The following is a 25,183-nucleotide window of genomic DNA, read 5'->3' on the forward strand; positions in this document are numbered from 1 at the left end:
TAGCCCCATCGCGCCTGCACGGAAAACGATAGTTTGCCGCACCAACAGTCACTTCGTGTGATGGCTGTTTAGATGCTGTGATCGGCCGGCATATGGCGCAAATTCCATTGGCTTTCAGAGAGTGAGAGGCTATGCCTGCAGTCTCCTTGCCCACAATCTGGATTCTTGCCCATGTCCAATCCCATCCTCGTCGAAGTCACCAGGGGCTCGCTTGTCGAAAGCCGCCACAGCGGTTCGGTTGCGGTCGTGGATGGCGATGGCCGTGTCGCCTTTTCGCTCGGCGATATCGCGGCAAATGTCTTCCCGCGCTCGGCCTGCAAGGCCATGCAGGCCCTGCCGCTGGTCGAAAGCGGTGCGGCGGATGCCTACGGCTTCGGCAACAAGGAGTTGGCGCTCGCCTGCTCCTCGCATAGCGGCGAGGATGAGCATGTGGCGCTTGCCGCCTCCATGCTCTCGCGTGCCGGCCGTGACGTGGAGGCGCTGGAATGTGGCGCGCACTGGTCCTCGGACCAGAAGACGTTGATCCACCAAGCGCGCACGCTGCAGAAGCCCACCGCGCTTCACAACAATTGCTCCGGCAAACATTCCGGCTTCGTTTGCGTCTGCTGCCATCAGGGCATCGATAGCAAGGGTTATGTCGGCTACGACCATCAGCTGCAGCAGCAGATCCGTGACGCCATGGAAAACCTCACGGGCGCCGCACTCGGTCATGACGTCTGCGGCACCGACGGCTGCTCCATTCCGACTTACGCCGTGCCGCTTAAGGCGCTCGCTCATGGCTTTGCGAAGATGGCGACCGGCAACGGCCTGGAGCCTCTGCGCGCCAAGGCATCCCGCCGCCTGATCGAAGCCTGCATGGCCGAGCCCTTCTATGTGGCCGGCACCGGCCGCGCCTGCACGATACTGATGCAGATCGCCCCCGGCCGGATCTTTTGCAAGACGGGCGCGGAAGGCGTCTTCTGCGCTGCCATCCCGGAACAGGGCATTGCGATCGCATTGAAGTGTGATGACGGCACCACCCGCGCTGCCGAAGCCATGGTTGCGGCGACACTTGCCCGCTACTTCGAGAAGGGCGGCAAGGAACATGCTGCGCTGACCGCTCTGGCAAATAAATCGATGCACAACTGGAACGGCATCCATGTCGGCGATGTCAGGGTGACAGGCGCCTTTGCCTGATCGCTGCCCCGATCGCTGCATTGTTAGATATATAAGTTATAAAAAAATAAGAATTGCCTAATATAAATGGAGGCGCGTCCGGCGATCGGTCATGTCTCTCGCCGTGACGGAGCGTGTGAATACGGTTCCTCCGAAGCTGCGAGGGCAGAACATGTTCGCAGGCCGCTATTTGTGGTGGATGATGACAGGCATCACCCTCCTGATGTTCCTTACGATCTGCTTCGATTACTTCACCTGGCTTGCGGTGCAGCTCTCCAATTGTGTGGAGATGGCCGGCTCCTGCATGCCGGTGGTGCAATTCATGGCCGGTACGCTGAAAACTGCAGGCGTCTGGACCGCGATCGGCATTCTGTTTGGCGCTGCGATGCTGCGGCTGAGCTACCTCTCGCTTCTGCGGCTTTGGGGGCTGCCGGCAGCCCTGTGGTTTATGGCCTCCACGCCCTTCCTGCTGTTCATCGCAACCGGCGAACGCCTGCAATGGGCCGCGATATCTGGAGCACTTCCGCTTGCTTTCCTGTTTCTCGCCTCCCTGCTTGCCTATCTTGCCATTCCCTTCGAGGTCGATGACACCAGGCCCTTCGGCGCCTCCGCTATCCTGCGCGGGATTGTTTATGCCGCTGCCCTCTATGGCGCTCTCGCCGCCGCCTCTGAAATGAATTGGCTCTCATCGATGGTGGCTAAGTTTCTAGGCATGCCGGCGCTCGCGGCCATCATTGCGAATGCCCAGCCACGCCTGCAGGAGGCGCTGACGCTTGGGCTAGGCAATGTCCTGACCGGTATTTTCGTGCTTGTGGTTTTTATCGCCGCGCTGCTCCTCAGCCTCCTGCCGCCGGGAGTTGTTCCTCCGCTCCGCCGCAAGCGGGTCAAGCTGCGGCAATTGCGACATTGAGATCCGCATAGGGCTGAAGCCGTTCCGCCGGCATTTCTGGGGGCACGATCAGCCCCGCCACTTCGCCTGCGGCAAGCACCGTGCAGGGCGAAACGAGATCGAATTTTTCCGCTGTCAGCAGCACGTGCGTTTCCGCCGAACATCGGGCGATATGCCGTTTGATTGCCGCCTCCTCGAAATCCCCGGTCGAAAATCCGTGCACAGGATGAGCGGCCGTCACCCCGAGGAAGAAGATATCCGGCCGCAGAGCGGAGATCGTCGCCATCGCGACCGCGCCTGTCGCCACCATGGAATGCTTGTAGAGCCTGCCGCCGCAGAGGATCACCTCGGCCGTCGGGTGATGTTCCAGCTCGGCGGCGATCGTCGGGCTGTGGGTGGCGATCGTGAAGGCAATGTCGCGCGGCAGGTGACGGGCAATTTCTGCCGTGGTCGTGCCGCCGTCGAGAAATACCATCTGCCCGGCCTTCACCATCTGCGCCGCCCTCGCGCCGAGCCGCGCCTTGATGTCGGAAGCGACGTCGCGGCGGGCCGTGAAGTCGGGCAGCTCAGGGGCAATGGGCAAGGCCCCGCCATGCACGCGCTTCAGCAGCCCTTCCGCAGCCATCTCCCGCAGATCGCGGCGGATCGTATCCTCCGAGAGCTCGAAATCCTCCGCCACGCGCTTGGCGATGACCTGCCCGTCGCGGCGCAGGATGTCGAGGATGAGGGCCTTGCGTTGGCTGGTCAGCATGAATGCTCCTGCACGATAATTTACGAAACATCGTGAATATGCACGAATTGACTCGACATTCAAGAAATATCGTGCATTTTCGCGAAATCCCGTGCATGAGGCCGGGAGTTGATGGAGTAGATCATGTTGATTTTGATTGCCGGGCCCTACAGGTCCGGAACGGGCGATGACCCGGCAAAGATGGCTGCCAATCTCAAGCGCCTCGAGGCGCCGTCGCACGCGCTCTTCAAAGCTGGCCATGTGCCGATGATCGGCGAATGGGTGGCCTTGCCGGTCTGGCATGCCGCCGGCGGCAAGTCGGTGGGTGACGATCTCTACGAGGAGATATTTCATCCTGTCGCCGGCCGCCTGCTGCAGCTTTGCGAAGGCGTGCTGCGCCTGCCGGGCGACTCCAAGGGTGCCGATAATGACGTGCGCATCGCCACCGAGCGTGGCATTCCCGTCTGGTACCGGCTGGAGGACGTTCCGGGTTGCGCTTGAGGCGTTGCCCATTCTTTCCGGCGCGGAGAAGGAACACATCGCGGTGTCTTTCGCTGGCCCTGAAACTCGCGCTATAAGGCTCCCCGAAAGGGGAGTCTCACCATGCTCACACTCTATTTCGCACCGGGAACCTGCGCGCTTGCAAGCCTGATTACGCTGGAGGAATCCGGCCTTTCCTTTGATACGAGGAAGATCAATACGCGGGAGAACGAGCAGCGCTCGGAAGCCTATCTGAAGATCAATCCGAAGGGCCGCGTTCCCGCGCTCGCCACCGATCGCGGCGTGCTGACAGAGTCGACGGCGATCCTCGCCTATATCGCCCAGATGGCGCCCGCCGCCAAGCTCGCCCCGCTGGACGACCCGTTCGAGTTTGCCCGGCTGCAGGCTTTCAACGGATATATCTCTTCCACCGTGCATGTGAACCACGCCCACCGCCCGCGCGGCTCCCGCTGGGCCGATGATGAAGCCGCGCTGGAATCCATGAAGGCCAAGGTGCCGCAGACCATGGGCGAAAGCTTCGAGCTGATCGAGGCAACCATGTTCAAGGGGCCATGGGTGATGGGTGACAGCTATACGGTCGCCGATCCCTATCTCTTCGTCATGACCGGCTGGCTGCCATCCGATGGCGTCGATCCCGCGCGCTTCCCCAAGATCAGCGAGCATCACGCCCGCATGCTGGAGCGTCCTGCTGTTCAGCGTGCGCTGGCGCGCGAAAAAGCCTAAGCGCGATAGGCTGAAATCAGCTTCTTCGACGCCCGGTAGGTCCAGGCGTCGATCAGCCGCTGCTTGAGTTCATCGTCGCCGATAGCTGCGATGCGGACCGGCAGATGCGGCCAGCCGACATAATGGTTCGTCTGAAAGTAGATGTCGGGCGCCATCGTCAACAGGTGCTCCTTGTGGTCGATCGGGATCGAGATGACCACCGTTTCGTCGTTCTTGACCGCGACGAAACTTTTGCCCCCGACCTTCAGCGCCAGGTTGCCATAGGACGTACTTTCCTCAATGCCGGGGAGGCCCGCCTCCTTTGCCAGCCGCTTTAACCGCGCCAGAATGCTGTTCACGCTCTCGGTCATCTTGTCCGCCCTGAATGTTCCCGGCGGAAACCTATCATATATTCAAGTGCATTTCTCTAGTTGTCGTTGCAGAGGGCGTTTGGGCGCGGGTATCGGCAGAGGCAGGTCCGCAAGCTCCCGCTGCGACATGGAGGCGATGTCGGGATGATCGAGAAGATCTTCATCTCCATCATATTCGCTTTGCGAAACTCTGGCGGCAGGGTCCGATTGGCTTAAGAAAAACTTCAGCAATGACATCTTGCTCTCGCTTTCTGAGGCTCGGCTCAGCTTTCGGCACAAGGGATTTCGATTGCGCCGGCGCTTTGCATCTTGCTGTGCTGTGAAGATTATCGTCTTATGATGCCAATATCGGCGGCGAGCGCCTGCTTTTCAATTGAGATTACCGGTTTCCTACTGTAGGAAAACTATATGAGAAATCTCAACTCCGTGCATCTCAACGGCCTTCGCGCGCTGGAAGCCGTCGGCCGGCTCGGATCGCTTCAGGCGGCGGCGGATGAGCTTGGCGTTTCCGTCGGCGCCGTCAGTCAGCAGGTCATCAAGGCCGAAGCCCAGCTTGGTCGGCTGCTGTTTGAACGCACGCCGAAGGGCATGTTGGTGACGGAAGCAGGTGCTCCCGTTCTTGCCGCCCTGAACGAAGGTTTCCTCCGTCTTGCGGAAGCCGTCTCGATGGCGCAGCGCAAGGACGAATGTATCCTGACCATTTCGGTGGCCCCGGTTCTCGCCGCCCGCTGGCTGGTCTGCCGGCTGGACCGTTTCATGGAGCGCCACCCGGAAATCAACCTGCGCCTCGACGCGACCACCAAGCTCGTCAATCTGGCCGCCTCCGATATCGATGTCGCCATCCGCGTCGGAAAGGGCCATTGGCCGGGCGTGAAGGTCGAGCATCTCCTGGATCAGCTGGTGTTTCCCGTCTGCTCTCCCGAGATGGCCGCGAAACTGAAGAAGCCGGCCGATATCCTGAAACTCCCGGCTGTCATCGATGCCCATGCCATGTTCACATGGGATGTCTGGATGCAGGCAGCGGGGCTTTCAGGCGCTCCGCCTGCCATACGCCACAGCTTCAACGATGCCTCGCTTTGCCTCGATGCGGCGATTGCCGGTCAGGGCGTGATGCTTGCCTGGCAGACGCTTGCGGGCTTTTCGTTGCAGGAAGGCCGACTGGTCGCACCCTTCGGCATCCGCGCCAATACAGGCGACGGCTATTATTTCGTGAGTGCCGAAGGCGGCCGCGAGCCGAAGAAGGTACGCGACTTCAAGGCCTGGATCCGCGAGGAAATGGCTGAAACGGCCGCGATATTCGGCTGATCCTCAAATCTCGATCGGCTCCAGCGAGCGCTTGCGCTGCATCTCCAGATAGGCCGGCCGCGCCTGGCAACGCTTGATCCAGGCATCAATATTCGGATGTGCCTCGAAGAGCGAGGCTTCGCTCTGGGCGTAACGCAGCACTTCCGCGATGTTGAGGTCGACGACCGTGAAGCGCCCGCCGACGATCCAGTCCTTGCCGTCAAGATGCTTTTCGAGAACCGAAAGCGGACGCTTCATGGTACGGCAGGCGACATCGATCACCGCGCGCCCCGCTTCGGTGTTTTCCTTGCCGTCATCATAGGTCGAAACGATCTTGCCGGTGTTGCCGTCGAGCTCGGAAACCGCCCAGATCGTCCACATCGTCATCAAACCGTCTTCTTCGACGGTGTTGCCGCCGAGGTCGCCACCATACTTGCGTGCAAGGTAGAGGTTGATCGCCAGAGACTCGTTCAGCACGAGATCGCCATCCTTTATGGCCGGGATCAGCGCCATCGGATTGAGCGCAAGGAATTCCGGCGAGAGCGTGTTGACAGGCGCGTCCGGCGAGAGGGGGTTGTCAAGCCGCTTGGCCTGCAGCACCGGCACCGACTGGAATTCGATCCCCAGCTCCTCGGCCATCCAGTAAACGCGTGCGGCACGCGAGCGATAAACCCCGTAGATTGTCAGCATGGCATGTCCCCTTCCGTTTCGCGCCGACCCTAAAGCCAGCTCAGGCGTGAAGAAAGCACCTGCGGATGATATGTTGATGAAAGCTTTTGATAGCGCTCAGGAAATCCGGTTCCGGCCGACGGTCAGTTGTCCGTAGCGGGAGCTATCGTCCGCAAGTTCATCCGAGACCTGTTTCTCCCACTCGAAGCCTAGCACTGCGCCCTTGCCCATCTCCTGGAAGATGTTGTCGGTGATGACGGCTGAACCTGCACCTTCGGCAACCGAGACCGCGCAGCCGACCGGGGACTTGCGCACGACATTGCCGTTGACGACGACATTGCGCAGATAAGGACCCCATCCGATCTGCAGCCCCCAGCGCGGCGCATCCTCGATGACATTGCCTGACACCAGCGTATCGGCCTCCGCCGCAATGCCGATACCGAAGCCGACCTCGTGTTTGTAGGGCCCTTTGAGCGTCAGGTTGCGGATGATGTTGCCCGTCACACTTGCCAGCCTGCCGCCCTGGTCGAAATTGGCAATCGATATGCCGTTTGCCGCCCCGTCGATCACGTTGCCTGACACGACCGCGCCGACGAATTCGAACTCCACATAGATTGCCGTCTCGCCGGAGCGGCGGCACTGGTTGTTGCTGATCAGGATGTTGGAGCCGGAATTGACGCGAACTGCGGTAAAGGCGCAGTCGGAGATCTGGTTATCGGTCACCGTCACGCCATCGGCGCGGAAGATATTGATGCCGTTGCCGTTTTCACCGGTGCCGCCGTCATTGGCACGGATATTGAAAACACGGTTCCCCGAAACGACCGTGCCATCGTCCGCCTTCTTCCAGCGATGCACCAGAATGCCGCCATTGCCGCAGTCCGAAACCGTGTTGCCTGATATCGAAAGCCCCGCAGATTCCACGGCATAAATGCCGGACTGCCCTGCGCCGGAGATCTTGCTGCGCTCGATCCGCCCGCCGCAGCGCTCGAGCTGCAGCGCGTGCTTGCGGCTGCCGACGATCTCACAATTGTCAATCAGCGCCTCACCGACACCGGTGAACTGGACGAGGGCGCCGGCGTAGTCCGCAAGCCAACGGTTTGATCCGTCGATCACGAGGTTGGAAAGCTCGATACGGCCGACATTGTCAGCTGCAAAGAGGTGGCCTTCCCCGCTATAGACGATCCGCGTCGCACCGGGCACGCCTGATATGCGCGTATTGTCCGGCAACGTCAGGTTGGAGATGCGATAGGTGCCAGGCGGCAGAAAGACCGGCACATTCTCACGCGCCGCTTTCTCGATCATCTGCTGCAGGTTGCGGTTTTTCTTGTCGCCGCTTTCGGGAATGGCGCGGTACTGCACCGCATCGATCGAGCCGCGCATGTCGGGCTGCTCCGCACTGAGCGGAGCTGCAAACGCGCGCGGCGCCGCCATGGCCGCTGCAGAGGCCGCCAGCACGCCAAGTATATCCCGTCGGGAGACTTTGCTGAAATCCTTCTTCATAGCGGTGTCCACGCAGGATTCATGCCAGCAGAAATGTTTCTTTTCGACACATACCCGCAGAAAAAGAAGAACCATCGGTCGAGTAGCAAACGCAACCTCCCTAATATTGTCGTCTTGTTCACCTTTCCATTTAAACACCCCGAAGGAAATGCTCGCTATTTTAGAAAGCGGTTTCAATTATGACTATTGTGGAAAAGCCTGCGGTTACCGGGAGAGAACAGCGTCATGAATGGAATGGGTGCCCGACGTTGGGAATCTGGTGATAACTTCAGTGCCGAGACACAACGTATCGTAGCCGCCACGGAGGCAATGATGGCGGCGACTGCCCATCATCTTTCCGAAGGCATAGAGAACCTCCGCCTCAAGGCGATTGTCCACGAGCTTCCTGATTTTCTTTACGTCAAGGACCGCGACGGCCGCTTCGTCTTCGCCAACGCTGTCATGGCGCGCAGCCACGGGCTGGAGAACGCTGCCGAGGTCGCCGGCAAGCGCGACTTCGACCTGTTCGATTTTGAGACGGCCCGCCGGTATTTCGATGTCGAGCAGGAGATCATGTCGAGCGGCGAGCCCCGCATCGACATGGAAGAGCTCGTGCCGCTGCCGGATGGCGGCATCATGTGTCGCCTGACCTCCAAGATACCGCTGCGCAACGATCGCGGCGAGGTTGTCGGCCTCATCGGTGTGTCCCGCGATATTACCGAGCGCAAGCGGCAGGAGGAGCTCTATCGCGGCCAGGCGAACCTGCTGGAAATGATCGCCCGCAACGAACCGCTGCCGATGATCCTGGAGGCGCTGGTGCTGATGATCGAGCGCCAGATGACCGGCATTTCCGGTTCCGTGCTGCTGCTCGACAGCGAGGGCACCCGGCTTTACCACGGCGCGGCTCCCAATTTGCCCGGCGCCTATAGCCGCATGATCGACGGTGTTGCCATCGGCCCGAAGGTGGGCTCCTGTGGCACGGCAGCCTGGCGTGGTGAAACCATCATCGTCGAGGACGTCATGGCCGATCCGCTCTGGGAGGATTTCCGGGCGATGGTCAGCCAGTTCGGCTTCCGCTCCTGCTGGTCTACGCCGATCTGCACCTCGCAGAAGAATGTGCTCGGCACCTTCGCGCTTTATTCTAAGGAGACGCGACGCCCGACTGAACACGAGATGAAGCTGGTGGCGCTCGCCACCCATATCGCCGGCATCGCCATCGAGCGTAAACGCGTCGATGACCGCATCCATTTCATGGCCCATCACGACGATCTTACGGGCCTGCCGAACCGCGCCTTCCTGAAGGAGCGCATGGCGAAGATTCTCGATCAGGCCCGGCGCAATAACCGCAAGGTCACGGTCGCCTATATCGATCTCGATAATTTCAAGGAGATCAACGATACGAGCGGCCACGCCGCCGGTGACGAGGTGCTCAAGGAGACCGCTGCCCGCATGGCGAACTGCGTGCGCGCCTCTGATATGGTCGTGCGGCTCGGCGGCGACGAATTCCTGGTCGTGCTCGTCCACCAGTCCGGCCACGATGCCGGCATCACGCGGCGCCTGCGCGACCTGCAGAAGGCGATTTCCAAGCCAGTGCGCTCCGGGGTTACTGAGATCGCCGTCACCTCGAGCATCGGCATTGCAGCCTTCCCGTGGGATGGTGCGACGCCTGAAGAGTTGCTCGCCAATGCCGACCGAGCCATGTACCGTGCCAAGCAGCTCGGCCGGAACACGCTGCAATATCACGACGGCGTCGTCAGCAGTTCCGTCGACCTGCCGCTCAGCGAACAGGAGGAACTGCGCCAGGCGATCATCGCCAATCAGCTTTTCCTGCTCTACCAGCCGCAGGTGGATGTCGCTACCGGTCGCATCACCGGCCTCGAAGCCCTGGTGCGCTGGAACCACCCGACGAAGGGCGTGATACCGCCCGTCAATTTCATTCCGCTTGCGGAAGAAACCGGTCTCATCGTGCCACTCGGCCTCTGGGTGCTGAATGAGGCCTGTCGCCAGGCCCGCGCCTGGCAGGACATGGGGCTGACGCCACTGACCATTGCCGTCAATGTCTCGCCCAAGCAGTTTGCCGATCCGGATTTCGCCTCCCACGTCGCCGAAGCGATCGATAGCCATAGGCTCGATGCGCGCTGGCTAGAGCTGGAGGTGACCGAAAGCGTCATCATGCATGATGCCGCCCGTGCGCTCGCCATCATGCTGTCGCTGCGTGCGCTCGGCCTCCGCCTGTCGATCGATGATTTCGGTTCCGGCTATTCCTCGCTTGCCGCACTGAAAACCTTTCCTTTCGACAGGTTGAAGATGGACCGCTCATTGGTCGAGGCATTGCCTGCGGATAAGACCGCCGTCGCCATTGCGTCCGCCGTCATTTCGCTCGCCCAGACTTTGAAGCTCTCGGTGCTCGCCGAAGGGGTGGAAACCGATGCGCAGCTGGAATTCCTGCGCCATGCCAGATGCGAGGAGGCGCAGGGCTATCGCTTCTCGAGGCCTGTCGCGCCGGAAGAGATCGTCGTCATGCTGCTGGCGCGAGGCGCCTGATCACTTAACCAGATCGGCGATCGTCTCGATCTCGTTCGTCCATATGCCGCCGGAATAATTGGCGGGCAGTTGTGCGAAGCGTTCGGCATTGTCGATACCGGTCGAGAAGCCGCCGCCGTGATAGGGGCCGATGACGAAGACCTGCGTATTTGCGTCCTGCATGCGCTTGAGGAACCTGTCCGGCCAGCCCCACAGCCATGGCGCATAATTGATCGGAACCAGCATCATCACATTCTTGCAATCATCAGGCAGAATGCCCGTCCAACCGTAGCCGATATAGCCGGTGAGGCAGCCCATCAGGCTGGCGCGTGAAGCCGTGCGGATATCGGGCGCCAGCTGCCTGATGCGATCGATTGGTTCGTCGCCTCCATAGACGATGATCTTGGCGCGCCGTTCAGCCGGCAGGCCATTCAGCACGGCCGCCAGCTTTTCGCCTTCGGAGGGGTCGCGGCTTTTGACATTGATGAGCAGATGTTTGTCCGGGAAGGTGGAAAACACCTCATCTAGGGTCGGCATCTGACCGATGCCTTTGCCACGGAAGGGGAAACTCTTGCCGCCATCGGCGGTATAGCCGTAACCGATGTCGAGTGTCTTCATCTCGGCCATCGAGTGTTGGCGCGTGACGCCATGCCCATCCGTGCGGCAATCGAGCGTCCAGTCGTGGAAGACGGCGAACTGCCCGTCGGTTGTCGGATGCACGTCGATCTCCACCACGTCGGCACCGGCATCGAATCCCGCCCGCATGGAGCGAATCGTGTTCTCGAGAAAATCATGCTTCGGCGGCAGCATGCGCGTGGCCGTGCAAGTATCGTTCTTCAGATCCGTCTCGTCGAATCGCTGGGCGACGCCGCGATGCGCCAGAAGCAGTGGCTTGCCCTCGCGATGTTCGGCTAAAAAGCTGGTATTGTTGAGATAAATTGCGGCGGCAAAGGTGAGAACCGCCACGCCTGCATATGTGAGCTTCCGTCCCATCATCCCCTCCGGTCGTGCCTCGGCAAATGGCTAGAAAGCGATTCCGGTGGTTCTTTGGCTCATTTGCGGCTTTTATGGGTAAAGGCTCGCCTTCACGTTGCAAAAACCCTATGTTGACCCCGCAAAACAGGGAGGTAGCGATGGCGGCGATTGCACTTTTTCATTCGGTCTATGGATTTCGGTCTCTTGAACGAAGTGCCGCGGAACTTCTGCGCGCAGCGGGCCATCAGGTCGTAACGCCCGATCTCTACGGAGGCAGGGTAGGGCAGACGCTTGAGGAAGGGTTCTCCATTCGCAAGGAGATTGGCTGGGCCGAACTTTGCAGGCGCGCCGAAAAGGCGGTCGCCGACTTGCCGGCATCCGCCGTCCTCGGCGGCTTCTCCATGGGCGCAGGCATCGCCGCAAGCCTCTGGCCGGGCCGACCGCAAGCGACCGGCATTCTCTTGCTGCACGGTATCGCAGACATTCCGGCCAATGCGCGCGAAGGCATTCCTCTGCAGGTCCATCTGGCAGAGCCCGACGAGTTCGCGCCGGCGGACGAGATGGCGGCGTGGCGTGCGCATGCTGCGAGAGCAAATATCAGCCCGGAGGTCTTCCTCTATCCCGGCGTCGGTCATCTCTATACCGATCAGTCGCTGCCTGACTACGATGCAAAGGCGGCGGAGGCCACCTGGAGCCGCGTCGACGCTTTCCTCGCCGCGCTCTGAACCGGTCAGGGACCGTTCACCAGCTTCAGGATGAGCTGCTGGATGTTGCCACCCTCGCTCATTTCCACGCGGTCGAAATCCCGGCCGCGCTGGCGTTGCTTGTTGGAGAGCTCCCCGAGCCGTACCGTCAGTTCAGGCCTGATCTTTTTGCAGCCGGGGTCATCGGGCACTGAGAAGCCATTGCTCAGCGTCTCGATCTCCTTGACCATCTCGATGATCGTCTCGCCATGCCAGCGCTCATGGGTGCGCACGCCGGCGATGAAGCTGTCCCAGCTTGCCTTGGTCGCCGCCGGAAGGTCGATTGGCGCTTTCGGCAGCGTGTAGATGATGGTGAGCTTCGGTTTTGCGAAAGTCAGCGTGCAGGCACTGCCCTGCTGTTCATATTTGCGCGTCCAGGTCAGCTTGAAAGTCGTATGTGCGATCACCCGACCCAGCCCAGCCTGCGGCCCGCGTCCGCCAATGGACCGGTAAAGTTCCATGCCGGTGCGGCCGGTGATTGCATAAGCCTTTACTTCCTCGCTCGGCTGCCAGTCGGTTGCCGAGGCCGCGGCAGGCAGCATCAGCCCGAGCGCCAGTAGTCCATATCCGATAACAGTCCGCATGCGCCTCTCATTCGCCTCCCTGCTGCAGCGCGGGGAAGCTAACGAGGCTTGTGGGCGGATGCAATGGACGGGAGGCCCGCATAGCCCGCCTTCACTGCTAAATTTGGCGCTGTGTATCCCTCTGGCGCAAAACACATTTCCCACTATCTTTGCTGTCATGAGACCAGACGCGCTGCTCTATCCCGCCCCCGAGGGGCTCTATTGCCCGGAAGGCGGCTTCTATGTCGATCCGGTGCGGCCGGTGGAGCGGGCGCTGATTACCCACGGCCATTCAGATCACGCGCGTCCAGGCCACGTGAATGTGCTCGCCACCCGCCAGACGCTCGACATCATGCGCATCCGCTACGGTGACCGCTGCTCAGCCAGCGAACAGCCGGTCGCCTTCGGGGAGGAACTCGTCGTCAACGGCGTGAAGGTGAGCTTCCATCCCGCCGGCCATGTGCTCGGTTCGGCTCAGATCGCCATCGAGAGGAATGGCACACGCATCGTCGTATCGGGCGATTACAAGCGCCGCCCGGACCCGACCTGCGATGCCTATGTGCCGGTGCCCTGCGATGTCTTCATCACCGAGGCGACCTTCGGCCTGCCGGTCTTCCACCATCCCGATCCGATCGACGAGACCGGCAAGCTTCTCGCCTCGCTGCGCCAGTTCCCCGAACGCACGCACCTGGTCGGTGCCTATGCGCTCGGCAAGGCGCAGCGCGTCATCCGCCTGTTGCGCGATACAGGTTATGGCGAGCCGATCTATATCCACGGCGCCATGGAACGGCTCTGCGATTATTATATCAGCCAGGGCATCGATCTTGGCGAACTGCTGCCGGCCACGATCGAAAGCCGCGACAAGTCCATTTTCAAGGGCGCCGTCGTCGTCGGCCCGTCCTCTGCCTTTGCCGACCGCTGGGCCCGCCGCTTCAACGATCCGCTGCCGTCCTTCGCCTCCGGCTGGATGATGGTGCGCCAGCGCGCCAAACAGCTCGGTGTCGAACTGCCGCTCGTCATCTCCGACCATTGCGACTGGCCGGAACTGACCGAGACGATCACCGAGCTTGCCCCGCAGGAGGTCTGGGTCACCCATGGCCGCGAGGAGGCGCTGGTGCGCTGGTGCGAGCTGCAGGGCATCAAGGCCAAGCCGCTCCATCTGGTGGGCTATGAGGATGAGGGGGATTGAAGCATGAAAGCCTTCGCCGACCTCCTGGACCGCCTGGTTCTCACCCCCAGCCGCAACGGCAAGCTGAAGCTCCTGACCGACTATTTCCGCGACACACCGGACCCCGACCGCGGCTATGGCCTTGCCGCCATTGCCGGCACGCTGGAGGTGCGCAACGTCAAGCCCGCCATGCTGCGCGAGCTGGTGCTGGAGCGCATGGACGAAGTGCTGTTCCGTTATTCCTACGACTATGTCGGCGACCTCGCCGAAACCATCTCGCTGGTCTGGGACAATGAGCGCGATATCGACCGCTCCGCACTCGCCCAGCCGCGTCTTGGCGAAGTCGTCGTCAGGATGAATTCGCTCGGCCGCACCGAGGTGCGCAGCTTCGTGCGCGACCTGCTCGACCGCTTGGATTCTTCCGGCCGTTTCGCCTTCATCAAGCTCGCGACCGGGGCGCTGCGTATCGGCGTGTCCGCGCGACTTGCCAAGCAGGCGCTCGCCGATCTCGGCGGCAAGGACGTCACCGAGATCGAAACCCTCTGGCACGGCCTGCAGCCGCCTTATGAATCGCTCTTCAAATGGCTGGAGGGCGGTGAGGAAAAGCCGGTGCTTGCAACGCCTGCCATCTTCCATTCCGTCATGCTTGCCAATCCGGTGGAGGAGGGTGATCTTGATAGTCTCGACCCCACCAATTATGCCGCCGAGTGGAAATGGGATGGCATCCGCGTGCAGCTGTCCCGCTCCGGCGAGACGCGCAGGATCTATTCCCGCTCCGGCGATGATATCTCCGGCGCCTTTCCTGATATTCTTGAAGCGATCAGCCTTTCCGGCGTCATCGACGGCGAGCTTCTGGTCGGCGGAACGGCGCGTTCGAATAATCCGACCCGCACCTTCTCCGACCTGCAGCAGCGGCTGAACCGCAAGACGGTGACGGCAAGAATGCTGGAGGAATATCCGGCTTTCATCCGCGCTTACGACATGCTTTTCGACGGCGAGCAGGACGTGCGCGGCAAGAGCTATGTCGAGCGTCGCGATCGGCTCTCGGAAATCATCGACCGCGCTCCGCATGACCGCTTCGACCTCTCTCCTCTAGTGCCTTTCTCCACCTGGGAGGAGCTGGACGATCTGCGCGCCGCCCCGCCCGATCCCGTTATCGAAGGCGTGATGATCAAGCGTCGCGACAGCATCTATCAGGCCGGCCGTATGAAGGGGCCGTGGTTCAAATGGAAGCGCAATCCCTACAATGTCGATGCGGTGCTGATGTACGCCCAGCGCGGCCACGGCAAGCGCTCCAGCTATTATTCGGATTTCACCTTCGGCGTCTGGGCGGATGACGAGGATGGTGAACAGCTCGTCCCCGTCGGCAAGGCCTATTTCGGCTTCACCGATGCCGAGCTCGAAGTGCTGGACAAGTTTGTGCGTAACAACACGACCGAGCGCTTCGGTCCGGTAAGGGCAGTGCGGGCGGATAAGGAGTTCGGCTTCGTGGTGGAGGTCGCCTTCGAGGGAATCAATCGCTCCACTCGCCACAAGTCGGGCGTCGCCATGCGCTTCCCTCGCATTGCGAGATTGCGCCCCGACAAGCCCTCCTACGAGGCCGATCGCCTGCGCACGCTCATTGCTATGATCGACGCCAAGGCGGGTTGACGATATCTGCCTGCGCAAAAATGACGCAGGCCCCCCGTTTTCAACAGCATGTGTATTGGCGGCAACGCTCTTCCGGTGCAGATTTTTTGAGCCGGGGAAATGATGGGTGCCGCGTATGAGCTCGCAAGAACGAAATGCCTTTTTCCGTCAACGCCGCGGCCTGCTTGCAGGCATGGCTGGCTCTCTTTTGCTGCCTCGGCTTGCGAATGCCTTCGATGTTCCCGATGTTCCGAGGCTCGCCAAGCATGACTATGCCAGTGTCCGCCATCGCTTCCGCACCAAGCTGCTGCAGAAGGGGCCGGCGCCGGACAAATATGAGCCGCTGACAGCACCCCCCGATGCCGACCGGATCTTCTACCGCTCCGGCTATGGCGGCGAGCTGGAACTGACGGCCTGGGTGTCCAAATACAAGCGCGAGAGCAAGCCAAAGCCCGGTATCCTCTTCCTTCACGGCGGCAATGCCATGGGCATGGGCCACTGGCAGCTCATGAAGCCCTACATCGATGCCGGTTATGTGGTGATGATGCCGTCCATGCGCGGCGAAAACGGCCAGATGGGCAATTTCTCAGGCTTCTATGACGAGGTGGACGACGTGCTCGCCGCGACCGAGCGCCTGCGCCATCTGCCGGGCGTCGATCCCGAGCGCCTCTTCATTGCCGGCCACAGCGTCGGCGGCACGCTGACCATGCTGACGGCGATGAGTACGCATCATTTTCGGGCGGCCGTGCCGATTTCAGGTAACGCGGATGCCTTCCGTTTCTTCAACCGTTATCCTGAAGACATCCGTTTCGACGATTCCAACACGCATGAATTCGAGGTACGCACGGCACTTTGCTACGCACACAGCTTCAAATGCCCGGTGCGCGTACTGCACGGCACGGAAGAGTCTCACTTCAACGATCGCGCCGATCTGCTTGTCTCGCGCGCCCGTGCGGCAGGCACGCATATTGAAGCCGATACGGTCGCCGGCAACCATACCTCGGCGCTGCCGGCCGAGATCGAACAGAGCATCCAATTCTTCCACGGTGTGGCGGCCTGATAGCCGCCCGATGCGGGTCCGGCAAGGACCTGCATCATCAGTCTTTTTCAGCTGATTTTAGCTTCGGCCACCAGCCTCGCGCCAGCCGCGAATGCCATCTTGCGAGCAGATAATGCTATCTCTGTTGTCGCTGATGAGGGTGGTTTCATGAATTTTCTGCGCCGGGCTTTCCCCTTTGCCGGGCTCGCGGCTGCCGCAATGACGCTCAGCGGCTGCAATATTCTCGTGCCCGATGTCGCAGCCGATTCGCCTGCGCGCTTTGTGCAGGAAATCTCGCCGGTCTTCTACGAGCCCCCAGGCGTCGATCCGCGCCGCGTCAAGCCGATCCCCGATCAGCCGGTGCCGCAGACGCGCGAACTCTACAAGACGCAGTTCCACCAGACTTACGGTCTGCCAGTCAGCAACCCGCTGAACCTCGACATGGGCATGTATGGCCAGTTGAGGGACGGCGACTTCACGCTGCCTGCCATCCCCGCCACTCGCATCCATCCGGAATATCTGCGCCAGGAGGTCGATTACCAGACCAACGAGCGCCCCGGCACGATCGTCGTCGATACCAAGGACCGCTTCCTCTATTTGGTCGAACCCAATGGCAGGGCGATGCGTTACGGTGTCGGTCTCGGCCGCGAAGGCTTCGCCTGGAAGGGCCGTGGCGTGATCCAGTGGAAGCAGAAGTGGCCGCGCTGGACGCCGCCGGTCGAAATGGTCTCCCGCCAGCCGGAAGTTCGTCCCTTCTCTGCGGAAAATGGCGGCATGAATCCGGGCCTTGCAAATCCCCTCGGCGCTCGCGCCATGTATATTTTCAAGAACGGCCAGGACACGCTCTATCGCATTCACGGCACGCCCGACTGGCAGTCGATCGGCAAGGCGGTTTCCTCCGGCTGCGTGCGCATGCTCAATCAGGATGTGGTCGATCTCTACGACCGCGTACCGGCCAAGTCCGAGATCGTTGTGATGTAGGGCTGCAACAGGGCAGGCGAGATCGTCTGCCTGGAGCTGGACACGTCTGCGTGATGCTATGGTTTATTTAGTATAAGCCGATAGATTTTTTCCTTGTCGATTTCGGCATTGGACGAATCAGGGGCGAGCTGCGTTTATGGCAAGCCCCGTATCACGAAGGAAATCAGTCCCGCGTCATGAGCCTCGATAAACCCCTCTCCCGTCGTAGCTTTCTTTCCTTTTCGGCTTTGACAGCGGCTTCCGCGCTGGCAGGCTGTGCCTCCACTTCGAATACGGTCGAAAATGGCGGCATGTCGATCAGCTACCGTTCGCCCTTCCGCGCGTTCCAGACGACGAGCGTGCCCGGCGAAGCAGAACTTGCCGTCATGTACGGCCCAATCGAAGACGGCGGTTTCCTCATCCCCGCCGTTCCCTATCAGCAGATCGATCCGCGCTACTATCGCCAGCAGGTCGTGGATCCGACGGGCCAGCCGCCCGGCACCATCGTCGTCGATACGCCCTCGCGCTTCCTCTATCTCGTCCAGCCCGGCGGCATGGCTATGCGCTACGGTGTCGGCATCGGCCGCGAAGGCTTCGCCTGGTCGGGTAATGGCGTGATCCAGTGGAAGCAGAAATGGCCGCGTTGGAAGCCGCCGAATGAGATGGTTGCCCGCCAGCCGGAGCTTGCGAAATACTCGATCGACCGCGGCGGCATGGAGCCCGGCCTCCTGAACCCGCTCGGTGCGCGTGCGCTCTACATCTTCTCGAATAACGAAGATACGCTCTACCGCCTGCACGGCAACCCGGAATGGCGCTCCATCGGCAAGGCGGTCTCGTCGGGCTGCGTGCGCCTGCTCAACCAGGACATCATTGACCTCTACGATCGCGTTCCCAACAAAACCCCGATCGTTGTTTGGCAGTGAGGAACGGTCGGGCGAAGCCCGAGCAATCGATACAGTGAATCGATTGCAGTGACGAACGCCCAAAGCGCAAGCGCAGGGCCGGAGGGTGCCTCGCCCAAAACAAAAAACCGCCCAACACGGGCGGTTTTCTTTTGACTTGATAGTTACGCCGCCTCAGCGCAAATCCCAGCTCTGCACCCCGAAGCAAGCAGTGCCTTATCCGCCACCTCGACAAACAATCGCCGAAACCACGACGCCCGCTCGTCCGCCCTATCCACCCGCCGATACAGCATCGACACCGGATCGGCCGGCAGCTCGATCGGCGGCATCGACACCTCGAGATTATGAAGCTGCGCCATGCAGCGCCCCAGCGATTCCGGCACGACGGCGATCGACGGCATGGCTCTCAGCGCCGGCGGCACGGCCGAATAGCGGGGAACGGTCGCCACCACGTTGCGGCTCAGGCCCACCTTGTCGAGCGCGGCATCGACCGCCGTCGTCGCGCTGCCGAAAAAGGAGATGGCGATATGCGGCGCGGCGATGAAATCCTCGACGCTGATCGGCGGCTTCAGCTTCAACTGCTGCGGATCGTAGATGGCGATCGAGCACTGCTCGAACAACGGCATGCGGATATGCCAGGAGGCCGGTTCGCCATGAACGGAGATGCTGAATTCATACGCGCCGTCATCGAGCATCTGCGCCGCATCGCGCTTGTCGGCTGCAACCCCGACGAGCCGTGCGCCCGGAGCAAGCTGGCGCAGCCGCGCGACCAGAGGGCCGAAGAAGGCGGTTTCCAGGTTGTCGCACATGCCGACACGAAATTCGCCCTGCCAGGTTGATGGATCGAAGCCTGTGGGCGGGCGGATGGCTCGTTCGATGCCGGAGAGCGCATCCTCGATTGCTGGAGCGATGGCGAGCGCCCGCGCCGTCGGCTGCAGGCCGCGGCCGACGCGCACGAACAGCTCATCATCAAGCGCCTCGCGCAGCCGCTTGAGAGCGGCCGAAAGTCCGGGCTGGCCAAGCAGCAGCCTTTCGGCAGCGCGGCTGACGTTGCGCTCCTGCATCAACACCGAGAAGGCGAGCAGGAGGTTCAGGTCGATTTTGCGAAGGATAACGTCATTCATCATTACCAGTAATACCTGACATGGGTACTATCAATTTGCAATAGGGTCGGAAGCTGTACATTTTCTCGTTCCCTGCCGCCGGCCAGCCTCCCGGCAAGAGCGGCAGCAAAGAAGGAACTGAGATCGATGACCAATTCCCCATCTCCACGCGGAGCCGGCCTGGCGTTGCTGCTGCTCTGCGCTGCGAATTTCCTTGACGCCATGGATGTGTCCACCATCGGGGTCGCCCTGCCTGCCATCCAGACCGAACTTGGTATGCCGGCAACCTCGCTTCAATGGGCCGTCAGCGCCTATGTGCTGGGTTATGGCGGATTCCTGCTGCTCGGTGGCCGTGTCGCCGACCTCTTCGGCCACCGCCGCGTTTTCCTCTGGTCGCTCGGCATCTTCGCGGCCGCCAGCATTGCCGGCGGCTTCGTGGATAGCGGGCCGACGCTGATCGCTGCCCGCCTTGTGAAGGGCATCGCCGCAGCCTTTACCGCCCCGGCAGCACTTGCCCTGCTGCTCTCCGTCTTCGGCGAGGGCGAGAAGCGGGCCAAGGCGCTCGGCGTCTTCGCCTCCACGGGCGCCACCGGCTTCGTGCTCGGCATGGTGCTCGGCGGTGCCGCCACCCTCGTGAGCTGGCGGGCAACGCTCGTCATGGGCGCTCCGGTCGCAATCCTCACGCTGGCGATCGCTCCCTTTGTCCTGCCTCCGGATGCGCGGCGCGGCGAGGGACGCAAGCATTTCGACTGGGCGGGCGCCTTGACGATCACCCCCGGCCTGCTGCTCTTCGTCTTCGGCATCACCAATGCTGCCGCAGCCGGCTGGAATGACTTCTTCACCTGGGGTTCGCTCGTTGCCTCCGTGGTGCTGATCGCACTCTTCCTGATCGTCGAATCGCGCCATGCCGATCCCATGGTGCCGCTGCATATCTTCCGCAGGGCAAAACTCAGCCATGCCAATGCCATCGCCGCTTTGTTCCAGGGCGCCTATGTCGGCTTCCAGTTCATCGCGACGCTTTACTATCAGGATGTCATCGGCTGGTCGGCCTTTGCCACCGGCTTCTGCTTCGCCTTCGGCGGCGTCTGCGTCATGTTCCTGGCGCCGCGTTTTGCCACTGTGGCGCAGAACCGCGGCACGACGGGCCTGATGGCTGTCGGCGTCGGCCTGCAGGCGACGAGCTACATCCTCTGGGTAGCGCTGGTCGGCCACATCGATCCGATCATCCTGGTTGCCTTGAACCAGATCCCGCTCGGCGTCGGTTATGCCATGACCTATCCGGCGATCCAGGTTGCCGCATTGTCTGATGTCGAAGAGGACAAGTCCGGCCTTGCCTCCGGCCTGCTCTTTGCCTCCTTCCAGATCGGCGGCGGCATTGTGCTTGCGGCGGCCTCCGCAATCTTCGCCGCAGCCCCGCACTTCGGCTGGGATCCCTATGTCGGCGGTATCGTCTTCGTGGCGCTGCTGGCGATCCTGATCACCCTGCTTGCCGCTGTCGGCCCGAAGACCTCCACGCTTCGCCCTCAAGCCTATCAGGCAGCAGAATAATGCAAATTGCCCGCGCCGGGGTGGCGCGGGCATCTTCTTTCAGCCGATGATCAAGTCCCGGCTTATATGCTTGCGTTGAGATTTCCCCTGAGCCGGGTCAGCATGTCGCGCATGACCGCCATTTCCTCCAGCGTGCAGCCGATCGCCTCGCCGATCGAAGACATGATCGTATTGACCTCGCCCCTCATCGCCTGACCCTTCGGCGTCAGCGACACGATAACCTGCCGCTCGTCGCGGGAATCGCGGGTGCGCTTGATGAGGCCGTTCTGTTCCAGCCGTTTGAGGAGAGGGGAGAGCGTGCCGGAATCGAGATCGAGCTGCTCGCCGATCGTCTTGACTGGCAGTTCGGCCTTTTCCCATAGCACTAGCATGACGAGATATTGCGGATAGGTGAGGCCCACCTTGTCGAGTATGGGCTTATAGGCGCGGGTAAAGGCATGCGCTGTCGCGTAGACCGCGAAACAGAGCTGCTTCTCCAGCCGCTTTTCCTCTTCCGGTATTTCCATCACTTTCGCAGGTCTCGCTTTCATCTCTGCCATCCCTAGAGGTCTTCATTGTCCTCTTTTCAAATTCCGAATGCAATTTGCAAAATTCACTTGCGTACAATTTAATTGGGCGTTATTAAAAACTCAACCCGAACGAACGGGGCCAACCACAGGAGATTGTTATGCCTATTCTCTATACGACCAAAGCTTCCGCCACCGGTGGCCGCGCAGGCCGAGCCGTTTCCGAAAACGGTGTTCTCGACGTCACGCTGACCGTGCCGAAGGAACTCGGCGGCGACGGCGCAACGGGCACCAATCCCGAACAGCTCTTTGCGGCCGGTTATTCGGCCTGCTTCCTCGGTGCTTTGAAATTTGTGGCCGGCAAGGAAAAGGTCAAGATTCCCGAGGAAACCACTGTCTCCGCAACCGTCGGCATCGGCCCGCGTGAGGATGGCGGCGGCTTCGGTATCGAAGTAGCCCTGACCGTCAACATCCCGGGCGTCGACCGCGAAACCGCTGAAAAGCTCGCTGCGGCGGCCCACATCGTCTGCCCTTACAGCCACGCCATGCGTACCTCGACCGAAGTTCCGGTCACGGTTGCCTGATTACTTGCAGCACCAATGAATAAAGGCCGGGGCATTGCTCCGGCCTTTTCTTTTGAATTAATGCGCCGCCTGCTGCGTCGGGCCGGGCAGTTGGTCCGCATCTGTCAGCGTGCCCAAGAAGGCGACGATGTCGTCGATTTCCGATTCCGTCAGCGCCGGCGGGTCGCCGGGCTTGCGGCCGAAGGGCGGGTCCTGATTGAGATTGTCCCAATAGACCTGCGGAACATCGTCATATTTGCGGATCGTGCCATCGGCATTCTTCGGATACCAGCGGCCGGGATCGCTGTCGCGCGTAGCGTAGAAGGAGACGACGTCACGCAGCGAATGGAAGTAGCCATTGTGGAAGAAGCTCTTCTTCAGCGCCACATTGCGCAACGTCGGCGTGCGGAACAAGCCGCAATAGTCCGGCCGGTTCCTGAAGTCGGCACGCTGAGGGCCGCAGAGGCCGAGATCGTGATAATCAGGGTCGCTGTTGGCGGGGATCGCCATGTTGCGCGGCACCGCCAGCCCGAGGAAGCCGAAGTCGGAAAATTGCGGCGGCTCGCCGTCGTTGGCGGGCTCGCTCAAATGACAGCTCGAACAGTTTCCCTTGGCCGGATCCTCGAAGAGTTCACGCCCATGCATCTCCTGCGCAGTCAGTGTCCCCTTGCCGGCAAGGAAGGCGTCATAGCGGCTGGTGTAGGGGTAGAAATCCGCGCCGCTCTGCTCGAAGGTGCTGAGAGCCTCGACCGCACCCTGGAAAGCATCCTTGGCATTACCGAATATGTCCTGGCCGAAAATCTCCCGGAAATCCTCCGCATAGACCGCCTTGCCGAGCGAGGCGACGACCTGGGCCTCATCCTTGTTGCCCATTTCGAAAGGCGAAAGCAGGGGGATCTTCGCCTGATCGTAACCGTGGTCCACGCGCCCGTCCCAGGTCAGGCCACCTGTTGGCCCGTTGTCGACGCTCTCGTCGCCTTCGTCTTCGGAATCGTAGAAATGCTCTGTGAACGAGGGTATCGCCTGCAGGTAGCGCAAGGTTGGCACGGCGCGCAGTCCCGGCTGGTCCATATCCGGCCCGCCCATTTCGATCGGCGTCGCGGAAGACGGGGCGAAGCCGTGATGCGGATCGTGGCAGGAGGCGCAGGCCTGCACGCCGGAGGCGGAAAGCGACGTGTCGGAGAACATCTTGCGGCCGAGTTCCGTCAGCGCTTCGGCGCGGACATAGGCTTGCGCCCGTGACATGGGGCCGGGATGCACACCGCCGGCAACGGCCGCGCTGCTTTGCCGCAGGGGCAGAATGGCAAAATCGAGCGCTGTCGCTGCCAAACCGAGCGCCAAGCCAGACCGGAGGAGCCAGATAATCTTCGTCGCCATGTCAGGGATTCCAATGGGTTAACATTGTGGGCCCTCATGATCGAACCTGACTGCAACAGATTGATGACGCGCGCGTACCGGCCGCAGCCGCAACCCGTCCGATGTCACAAAGTTGATAGATGGCGGGAATAGCGTCTCGCCTGCGCTTGGCCATTCCACGTCCGCCCGGCGCCCCTCTAGCCACGCCCCCTTAGCCATGAGGTATCCCGCCATGACCAGACTGAATCTCCTCCGCAATCTTTCGCTGGCCGGCTCGGCCATGCTGCCGCTGGTATCAGCCGCGGCCGCCTATGCAGCACCCGCCGGTATGGACAAGATCCAGAATATCGTCGTCATCTACGCTGAAAACCGCAGTTTCGATAACCTCTATGGCAGCTTTCCGGGCGCCAACGGCCTTGCCAATGCAAGCGAAAGCCAGGCACGGCAGCTTGATCGCGACGGCGCGCCGCTCGCCGAACTGCCGCCTTCCTGGGGCGGCCTGACCGCCAAGGGTGTCACGCCCGCCATCACCGAGGCCCAGTCCGCTCACCTCGCCAACGCCGTCTTCTCGATCGACGATCCCAAGGGTTTTGCCCAGACGACAAACGTCATCACCCGCGACCTCTGGCATCGTTTTTATCAGGAGCAGATGCAGATCGACGGCGGCAAGAACGATAAGTTCGTCGCCTGGGCCGATTCCGGTGGCCTCGTCATGGGCCATTATGACGGCTCGATCCTGCCCATGTGGCAGGTCGCCAAGAAATACGTCCTTGCCGACAATTTCTTCCAGGGCGGTTTCGGCGGCTCTTTCTTCAACCACTTCCAGCTGATCTGCGCCTGCGCGCCCTATTATACGGATGCCGACAAGAGCCCGGCCAAGCCGACGATCGCCAAGGTCGATGCCGACGGCATTTCGCTGACCGTTGCCGACAACGGACCGAAATCCGCCCTCGAAGGTGCTCCGAAATTCGTCTCCGACGGCAACCTCACACCGGATTTCTACGCGGTCAACACCATGCAGCCGCCTTATCAGCCGAGCGCCAACGCCCCGGCCAAGGACGGCGATGCAGCCTATGCCGATCCCTCGCAGCCGAACACCCTGCCACCGCAGCACGAGATTACCATCGGCGACCTGCTGTCGCTGAAGGGCGTCACCTGGGCATGGTATAGCGGCGCTTGGCAGGCAGCACTCGATGGCAAGAATGCCACGCCGGTGCCCAACTTCCAGTTCCACCACCAGCCCTTCAACTACTTCGCCAACTATGCGCCGGGCACGGCCGCCCGCGCCGAGCACCTGAAGGACGGCGGCCTAGGCGGCGAAGCCTTTATCAAGGATATCGACGACGGCAAGCTGCCGGCCGTTTCCTTCTACAAGCCGCAGGGCAACCTCAACGAACATGGCGGTTACGCCGATGTTTCGAGCGGCGACCAGCACCTCGCCGATCTGGTCTCGCATCTCGAAAAGAGCCCGCAATGGGAGCACATGCTGGTCATCGTCACCTATGACGAAAACGGCGGTTTCTGGGATCACGTCGCTCCGCCGAAGGCCGACCGCTGGGGCCCGGGCAACCGCATACCGGCCTTCATCATCTCGCCCTACGCCAAGGGCGGCATGGTCGATCACACCCAGTATGATACGACTTCGATCCTGCGCCTGATCACCGCCCGTTACGACCTGCCGGTGCTGCCGGGCCTGCTCGCCCGCGATAAGGCGTTGGCGCTGAACAGCGAGGCGCCGATGGGCAACCTGACGGCAGCGCTTGATCTGTCGCGCTGATCGTCGCGACAACGCTATGTCTTCTCCCCACAGGTTGGGGAGAAGACT

Annotated in this window: 25 protein-coding genes; 15 read left to right on the forward strand and 10 right to left on the reverse strand. The window is 61.4% G+C overall.

Features of this window, described 5'->3' with window-relative positions:
* Positions 1 to 171: 171 nt before the first annotated feature.
* Together AB4Z13_RS04960 and AB4Z13_RS04965 are read left to right on the forward strand one after the other, a co-directional pair.
* Complete coding sequence (locus tag AB4Z13_RS04960; RefSeq protein ID WP_439014309.1) at positions 172 to 1,176, forward strand: asparaginase; 1,005 nt, start codon at positions 172 to 174, stop codon at positions 1,174 to 1,176.
* 91 nt (positions 1,177 to 1,267) lie between these two features.
* Complete coding sequence (locus tag AB4Z13_RS04965; RefSeq protein ID WP_439014310.1) at positions 1,268 to 2,065, forward strand: hypothetical protein; 798 nt, start codon at positions 1,268 to 1,270, stop codon at positions 2,063 to 2,065.
* Here the strand turns inward: AB4Z13_RS04965 and AB4Z13_RS04970 are convergent.
* The gene (locus tag AB4Z13_RS04970) at positions 2,040 to 2,795 is read right to left on the reverse strand and encodes a DeoR/GlpR family DNA-binding transcription regulator (RefSeq protein WP_439014311.1); all 756 of its coding nucleotides are present in this window, start codon (positions 2,793 to 2,795) and stop codon (positions 2,040 to 2,042) included. The two genes, AB4Z13_RS04965 and AB4Z13_RS04970, sit on opposite strands and share 26 nt — an antisense overlap.
* A 123-nt stretch (positions 2,796 to 2,918) precedes the next feature.
* Between AB4Z13_RS04970 and AB4Z13_RS04975 the strand changes: the two genes are divergently transcribed.
* Positions 2,919 to 3,275, forward strand: coding sequence for a DUF4406 domain-containing protein (locus tag AB4Z13_RS04975; protein WP_439014312.1), 357 nt, complete (start codon positions 2,919 to 2,921; stop codon positions 3,273 to 3,275).
* 102 nt (positions 3,276 to 3,377) lie between these two features.
* Complete coding sequence (locus AB4Z13_RS04980) at positions 3,378 to 3,998, forward strand: glutathione S-transferase family protein (protein WP_439014313.1); 621 nt, start codon at positions 3,378 to 3,380, stop codon at positions 3,996 to 3,998.
* Here AB4Z13_RS04980 and AB4Z13_RS04985 read toward each other — a convergent pair.
* Together AB4Z13_RS04985 and AB4Z13_RS04990 are read right to left on the reverse strand one after the other, a co-directional pair.
* Positions 3,995 to 4,348, reverse strand: coding sequence for an MmcQ/YjbR family DNA-binding protein (locus AB4Z13_RS04985; protein WP_439014314.1), 354 nt, complete (start codon positions 4,346 to 4,348; stop codon positions 3,995 to 3,997). The genes AB4Z13_RS04980 and AB4Z13_RS04985 overlap by 4 nt on opposite strands.
* 42 nt (positions 4,349 to 4,390) lie before the next feature.
* Positions 4,391 to 4,585 (reverse strand): hypothetical protein, encoded by a 195-nt coding sequence (locus AB4Z13_RS04990; RefSeq protein WP_113323154.1) that lies wholly within the window; start codon positions 4,583 to 4,585, stop codon positions 4,391 to 4,393.
* Positions 4,586 to 4,756: 171 nt separating this feature from the next.
* Here AB4Z13_RS04990 and AB4Z13_RS04995 point away from each other — a divergent pair, with 171 nt between their 5' ends.
* Positions 4,757 to 5,653 (forward strand): LysR substrate-binding domain-containing protein, encoded by an 897-nt coding sequence (locus tag AB4Z13_RS04995; RefSeq protein WP_113323155.1) that lies wholly within the window; start codon positions 4,757 to 4,759, stop codon positions 5,651 to 5,653.
* A gap of 3 nt (positions 5,654 to 5,656) precedes the next feature.
* On the opposite strand, the gene AB4Z13_RS05000 is transcribed toward AB4Z13_RS04995, so the two are convergent.
* Both AB4Z13_RS05000 and AB4Z13_RS05005 read right to left on the reverse strand, forming a co-directional pair.
* Positions 5,657 to 6,322 (reverse strand): glutathione S-transferase family protein, encoded by a 666-nt coding sequence (locus tag AB4Z13_RS05000; protein WP_439014315.1) that lies wholly within the window; start codon positions 6,320 to 6,322, stop codon positions 5,657 to 5,659.
* Positions 6,323 to 6,418: 96 nt separating this feature from the next.
* Positions 6,419 to 7,801, reverse strand: a complete 1,383-nt coding sequence (locus AB4Z13_RS05005; RefSeq protein ID WP_439014316.1) for a TIGR03808 family TAT-translocated repetitive protein — start codon at positions 7,799 to 7,801, stop codon at positions 6,419 to 6,421.
* Between the two features lie 225 nt (positions 7,802 to 8,026).
* Between AB4Z13_RS05005 and AB4Z13_RS05010 the strand changes: the two genes are divergently transcribed.
* Complete coding sequence (locus AB4Z13_RS05010) at positions 8,027 to 10,324, forward strand: putative bifunctional diguanylate cyclase/phosphodiesterase (protein ID WP_439014317.1); 2,298 nt, start codon at positions 8,027 to 8,029, stop codon at positions 10,322 to 10,324.
* Here AB4Z13_RS05010 and AB4Z13_RS05015 read toward each other — a convergent pair whose 3' ends face one another.
* Positions 10,325 to 11,296, reverse strand: a complete 972-nt coding sequence (locus tag AB4Z13_RS05015; RefSeq protein WP_439014318.1) for a glycerophosphodiester phosphodiesterase family protein — start codon at positions 11,294 to 11,296, stop codon at positions 10,325 to 10,327. It lies immediately after the preceding gene.
* Between the two features lie 110 nt (positions 11,297 to 11,406).
* Here AB4Z13_RS05015 and AB4Z13_RS05020 point away from each other — a divergent pair, with 110 nt between their 5' ends.
* Positions 11,407 to 12,003 carry a dienelactone hydrolase family protein gene (locus AB4Z13_RS05020; protein WP_439014319.1) on the forward strand — a complete coding sequence of 199 codons (597 nt, stop codon included), beginning with the start codon at positions 11,407 to 11,409 and terminating at the stop codon, positions 12,001 to 12,003.
* Between the two features lie 5 nt (positions 12,004 to 12,008).
* On the opposite strand, the gene AB4Z13_RS05025 is transcribed toward AB4Z13_RS05020, so the two are convergent.
* Positions 12,009 to 12,605, reverse strand: coding sequence for a DUF922 domain-containing Zn-dependent protease (locus AB4Z13_RS05025; protein WP_439014320.1), 597 nt, complete (start codon positions 12,603 to 12,605; stop codon positions 12,009 to 12,011).
* Between the two features lie 157 nt (positions 12,606 to 12,762).
* Between AB4Z13_RS05025 and AB4Z13_RS05030 the strand changes: the two genes are divergently transcribed.
* From AB4Z13_RS05030 to AB4Z13_RS05050, 5 genes are all read left to right on the forward strand, one after another.
* Complete coding sequence (locus AB4Z13_RS05030; protein WP_439014321.1) at positions 12,763 to 13,773, forward strand: ligase-associated DNA damage response exonuclease; 1,011 nt, start codon at positions 12,763 to 12,765, stop codon at positions 13,771 to 13,773.
* Between the two features lie 3 nt (positions 13,774 to 13,776).
* Positions 13,777 to 15,402, forward strand: coding sequence for a cisplatin damage response ATP-dependent DNA ligase (locus tag AB4Z13_RS05035; protein WP_439014322.1), 1,626 nt, complete (start codon positions 13,777 to 13,779; stop codon positions 15,400 to 15,402).
* A 115-nt stretch (positions 15,403 to 15,517) separates the two neighbouring features.
* Positions 15,518 to 16,441: an alpha/beta hydrolase family protein gene (locus tag AB4Z13_RS05040; protein ID WP_439014323.1), complete on the forward strand. Its 924-nt coding sequence runs from the start codon at positions 15,518 to 15,520 to the stop codon at positions 16,439 to 16,441.
* A gap of 147 nt (positions 16,442 to 16,588) precedes the next feature.
* Entirely contained in the window at positions 16,589 to 17,401 is an 813-nt protein-coding gene (locus tag AB4Z13_RS05045; protein ID WP_439014324.1) for a L,D-transpeptidase, read from the forward strand.
* 176 nt (positions 17,402 to 17,577) lie between these two features.
* On the forward strand, positions 17,578 to 18,303 hold the full coding sequence (locus AB4Z13_RS05050; RefSeq protein ID WP_113323165.1) for a L,D-transpeptidase: 726 nt from the start codon (positions 17,578 to 17,580) through the stop codon (positions 18,301 to 18,303).
* A 143-nt stretch (positions 18,304 to 18,446) separates the two neighbouring features.
* Here the strand turns inward: AB4Z13_RS05050 and AB4Z13_RS05055 are convergent, their stop codons facing one another.
* Positions 18,447 to 19,409 (reverse strand): LysR substrate-binding domain-containing protein, encoded by a 963-nt coding sequence (locus tag AB4Z13_RS05055; protein ID WP_439014325.1) that lies wholly within the window; start codon positions 19,407 to 19,409, stop codon positions 18,447 to 18,449.
* A 123-nt stretch (positions 19,410 to 19,532) separates the two neighbouring features.
* On the opposite strand from AB4Z13_RS05055, the gene AB4Z13_RS05060 reads away from it, so the two are divergent.
* On the forward strand, positions 19,533 to 20,933 hold the full coding sequence (locus AB4Z13_RS05060) for an MFS transporter (protein ID WP_439014326.1): 1,401 nt from the start codon (positions 19,533 to 19,535) through the stop codon (positions 20,931 to 20,933).
* Between the two features lie 62 nt (positions 20,934 to 20,995).
* Here the strand turns inward: AB4Z13_RS05060 and AB4Z13_RS05065 are convergent, their stop codons facing one another.
* Positions 20,996 to 21,472 carry a MarR family winged helix-turn-helix transcriptional regulator gene (locus AB4Z13_RS05065; RefSeq protein ID WP_310378109.1) on the reverse strand — a complete coding sequence of 159 codons (477 nt, stop codon included), beginning with the start codon at positions 21,470 to 21,472 and terminating at the stop codon, positions 20,996 to 20,998.
* Between the two features lie 128 nt (positions 21,473 to 21,600).
* Here AB4Z13_RS05065 and AB4Z13_RS05070 point away from each other — a divergent pair, with 128 nt between their 5' ends.
* Positions 21,601 to 22,023, forward strand: a complete 423-nt coding sequence (locus AB4Z13_RS05070; protein ID WP_007818814.1) for an organic hydroperoxide resistance protein — start codon at positions 21,601 to 21,603, stop codon at positions 22,021 to 22,023.
* A 57-nt stretch (positions 22,024 to 22,080) separates the two neighbouring features.
* Here AB4Z13_RS05070 and AB4Z13_RS05075 read toward each other — a convergent pair whose 3' ends face one another.
* Complete coding sequence (locus tag AB4Z13_RS05075) at positions 22,081 to 23,379, reverse strand: cytochrome-c peroxidase (protein ID WP_439014327.1); 1,299 nt, start codon at positions 23,377 to 23,379, stop codon at positions 22,081 to 22,083.
* A gap of 211 nt (positions 23,380 to 23,590) precedes the next feature.
* Here AB4Z13_RS05075 and AB4Z13_RS05080 point away from each other — a divergent pair, with 211 nt between their 5' ends.
* Positions 23,591 to 25,135 (forward strand): acid phosphatase, encoded by a 1,545-nt coding sequence (locus AB4Z13_RS05080; RefSeq protein ID WP_439014328.1) that lies wholly within the window; start codon positions 23,591 to 23,593, stop codon positions 25,133 to 25,135.
* Positions 25,136 to 25,183: the final 48 nt, after the last annotated feature.

This window comes from Rhizobium sp. YAF28 (assembly GCF_052113285.1).
Lineage (GTDB): Bacteria > Pseudomonadota > Alphaproteobacteria > Rhizobiales > Rhizobiaceae > Rhizobium.

Excerpts from the sequence above, each read along its gene's own strand:
- AB4Z13_RS05040 (WP_439014323.1), top strand. The coding sequence starts at position 15,518 with ATGAGCTCGCAAGAACGAAATGCCTTTTTCCGTCAACGCCGCGGCCTG.
- AB4Z13_RS05035 (WP_439014322.1), top strand. The coding sequence starts at position 13,777 with ATGAAAGCCTTCGCCGACCTCCTGGACCGCCTGGTTCTCACCCCCAGC.
- AB4Z13_RS05050 (WP_113323165.1), top strand. The coding sequence starts at position 17,578 with ATGAGCCTCGATAAACCCCTCTCCCGTCGTAGCTTTCTTTCCTTTTCG.
- AB4Z13_RS04995 (WP_113323155.1), top strand. The coding sequence starts at position 4,757 with ATGAGAAATCTCAACTCCGTGCATCTCAACGGCCTTCGCGCGCTGGAA.
- AB4Z13_RS04975 (WP_439014312.1), top strand. The coding sequence starts at position 2,919 with ATGTTGATTTTGATTGCCGGGCCCTACAGGTCCGGAACGGGCGATGAC.
- AB4Z13_RS04985 (WP_439014314.1), bottom strand. The coding sequence starts at position 4,348 with ATGACCGAGAGCGTGAACAGCATTCTGGCGCGGTTAAAGCGGCTGGCA.
- AB4Z13_RS05070 (WP_007818814.1), top strand. The coding sequence starts at position 21,601 with ATGCCTATTCTCTATACGACCAAAGCTTCCGCCACCGGTGGCCGCGCA.
- AB4Z13_RS05030 (WP_439014321.1), top strand. The coding sequence starts at position 12,763 with ATGAGACCAGACGCGCTGCTCTATCCCGCCCCCGAGGGGCTCTATTGC.
- AB4Z13_RS05020 (WP_439014319.1), top strand. The coding sequence starts at position 11,407 with ATGTTGACCCCGCAAAACAGGGAGGTAGCGATGGCGGCGATTGCACTT.
- AB4Z13_RS05075 (WP_439014327.1), bottom strand. The coding sequence starts at position 23,379 with ATGGCGACGAAGATTATCTGGCTCCTCCGGTCTGGCTTGGCGCTCGGT.
- AB4Z13_RS05025 (WP_439014320.1), bottom strand. The coding sequence starts at position 12,605 with ATGCGGACTGTTATCGGATATGGACTACTGGCGCTCGGGCTGATGCTG.
- AB4Z13_RS05015 (WP_439014318.1), bottom strand. The coding sequence starts at position 11,296 with ATGGGACGGAAGCTCACATATGCAGGCGTGGCGGTTCTCACCTTTGCC.
- AB4Z13_RS05060 (WP_439014326.1), top strand. The coding sequence starts at position 19,533 with ATGACCAATTCCCCATCTCCACGCGGAGCCGGCCTGGCGTTGCTGCTG.
- AB4Z13_RS04980 (WP_439014313.1), top strand. The coding sequence starts at position 3,378 with ATGCTCACACTCTATTTCGCACCGGGAACCTGCGCGCTTGCAAGCCTG.
- AB4Z13_RS05005 (WP_439014316.1), bottom strand. The coding sequence starts at position 7,801 with ATGAAGAAGGATTTCAGCAAAGTCTCCCGACGGGATATACTTGGCGTG.
- AB4Z13_RS05055 (WP_439014325.1), bottom strand. The coding sequence starts at position 19,409 with ATGATGAATGACGTTATCCTTCGCAAAATCGACCTGAACCTCCTGCTC.
- AB4Z13_RS05065 (WP_310378109.1), bottom strand. The coding sequence starts at position 21,472 with ATGGCAGAGATGAAAGCGAGACCTGCGAAAGTGATGGAAATACCGGAA.
- AB4Z13_RS05080 (WP_439014328.1), top strand. The coding sequence starts at position 23,591 with ATGACCAGACTGAATCTCCTCCGCAATCTTTCGCTGGCCGGCTCGGCC.
- AB4Z13_RS05010 (WP_439014317.1), top strand. The coding sequence starts at position 8,027 with ATGAATGGAATGGGTGCCCGACGTTGGGAATCTGGTGATAACTTCAGT.
- AB4Z13_RS04970 (WP_439014311.1), bottom strand. The coding sequence starts at position 2,795 with ATGCTGACCAGCCAACGCAAGGCCCTCATCCTCGACATCCTGCGCCGC.
- AB4Z13_RS04965 (WP_439014310.1), top strand. The coding sequence starts at position 1,268 with ATGTCTCTCGCCGTGACGGAGCGTGTGAATACGGTTCCTCCGAAGCTG.
- AB4Z13_RS05045 (WP_439014324.1), top strand. The coding sequence starts at position 16,589 with ATGAATTTTCTGCGCCGGGCTTTCCCCTTTGCCGGGCTCGCGGCTGCC.
- AB4Z13_RS04990 (WP_113323154.1), bottom strand. The coding sequence starts at position 4,585 with ATGTCATTGCTGAAGTTTTTCTTAAGCCAATCGGACCCTGCCGCCAGA.
- AB4Z13_RS05000 (WP_439014315.1), bottom strand. The coding sequence starts at position 6,322 with ATGCTGACAATCTACGGGGTTTATCGCTCGCGTGCCGCACGCGTTTAC.
- AB4Z13_RS04960 (WP_439014309.1), top strand. The coding sequence starts at position 172 with ATGTCCAATCCCATCCTCGTCGAAGTCACCAGGGGCTCGCTTGTCGAA.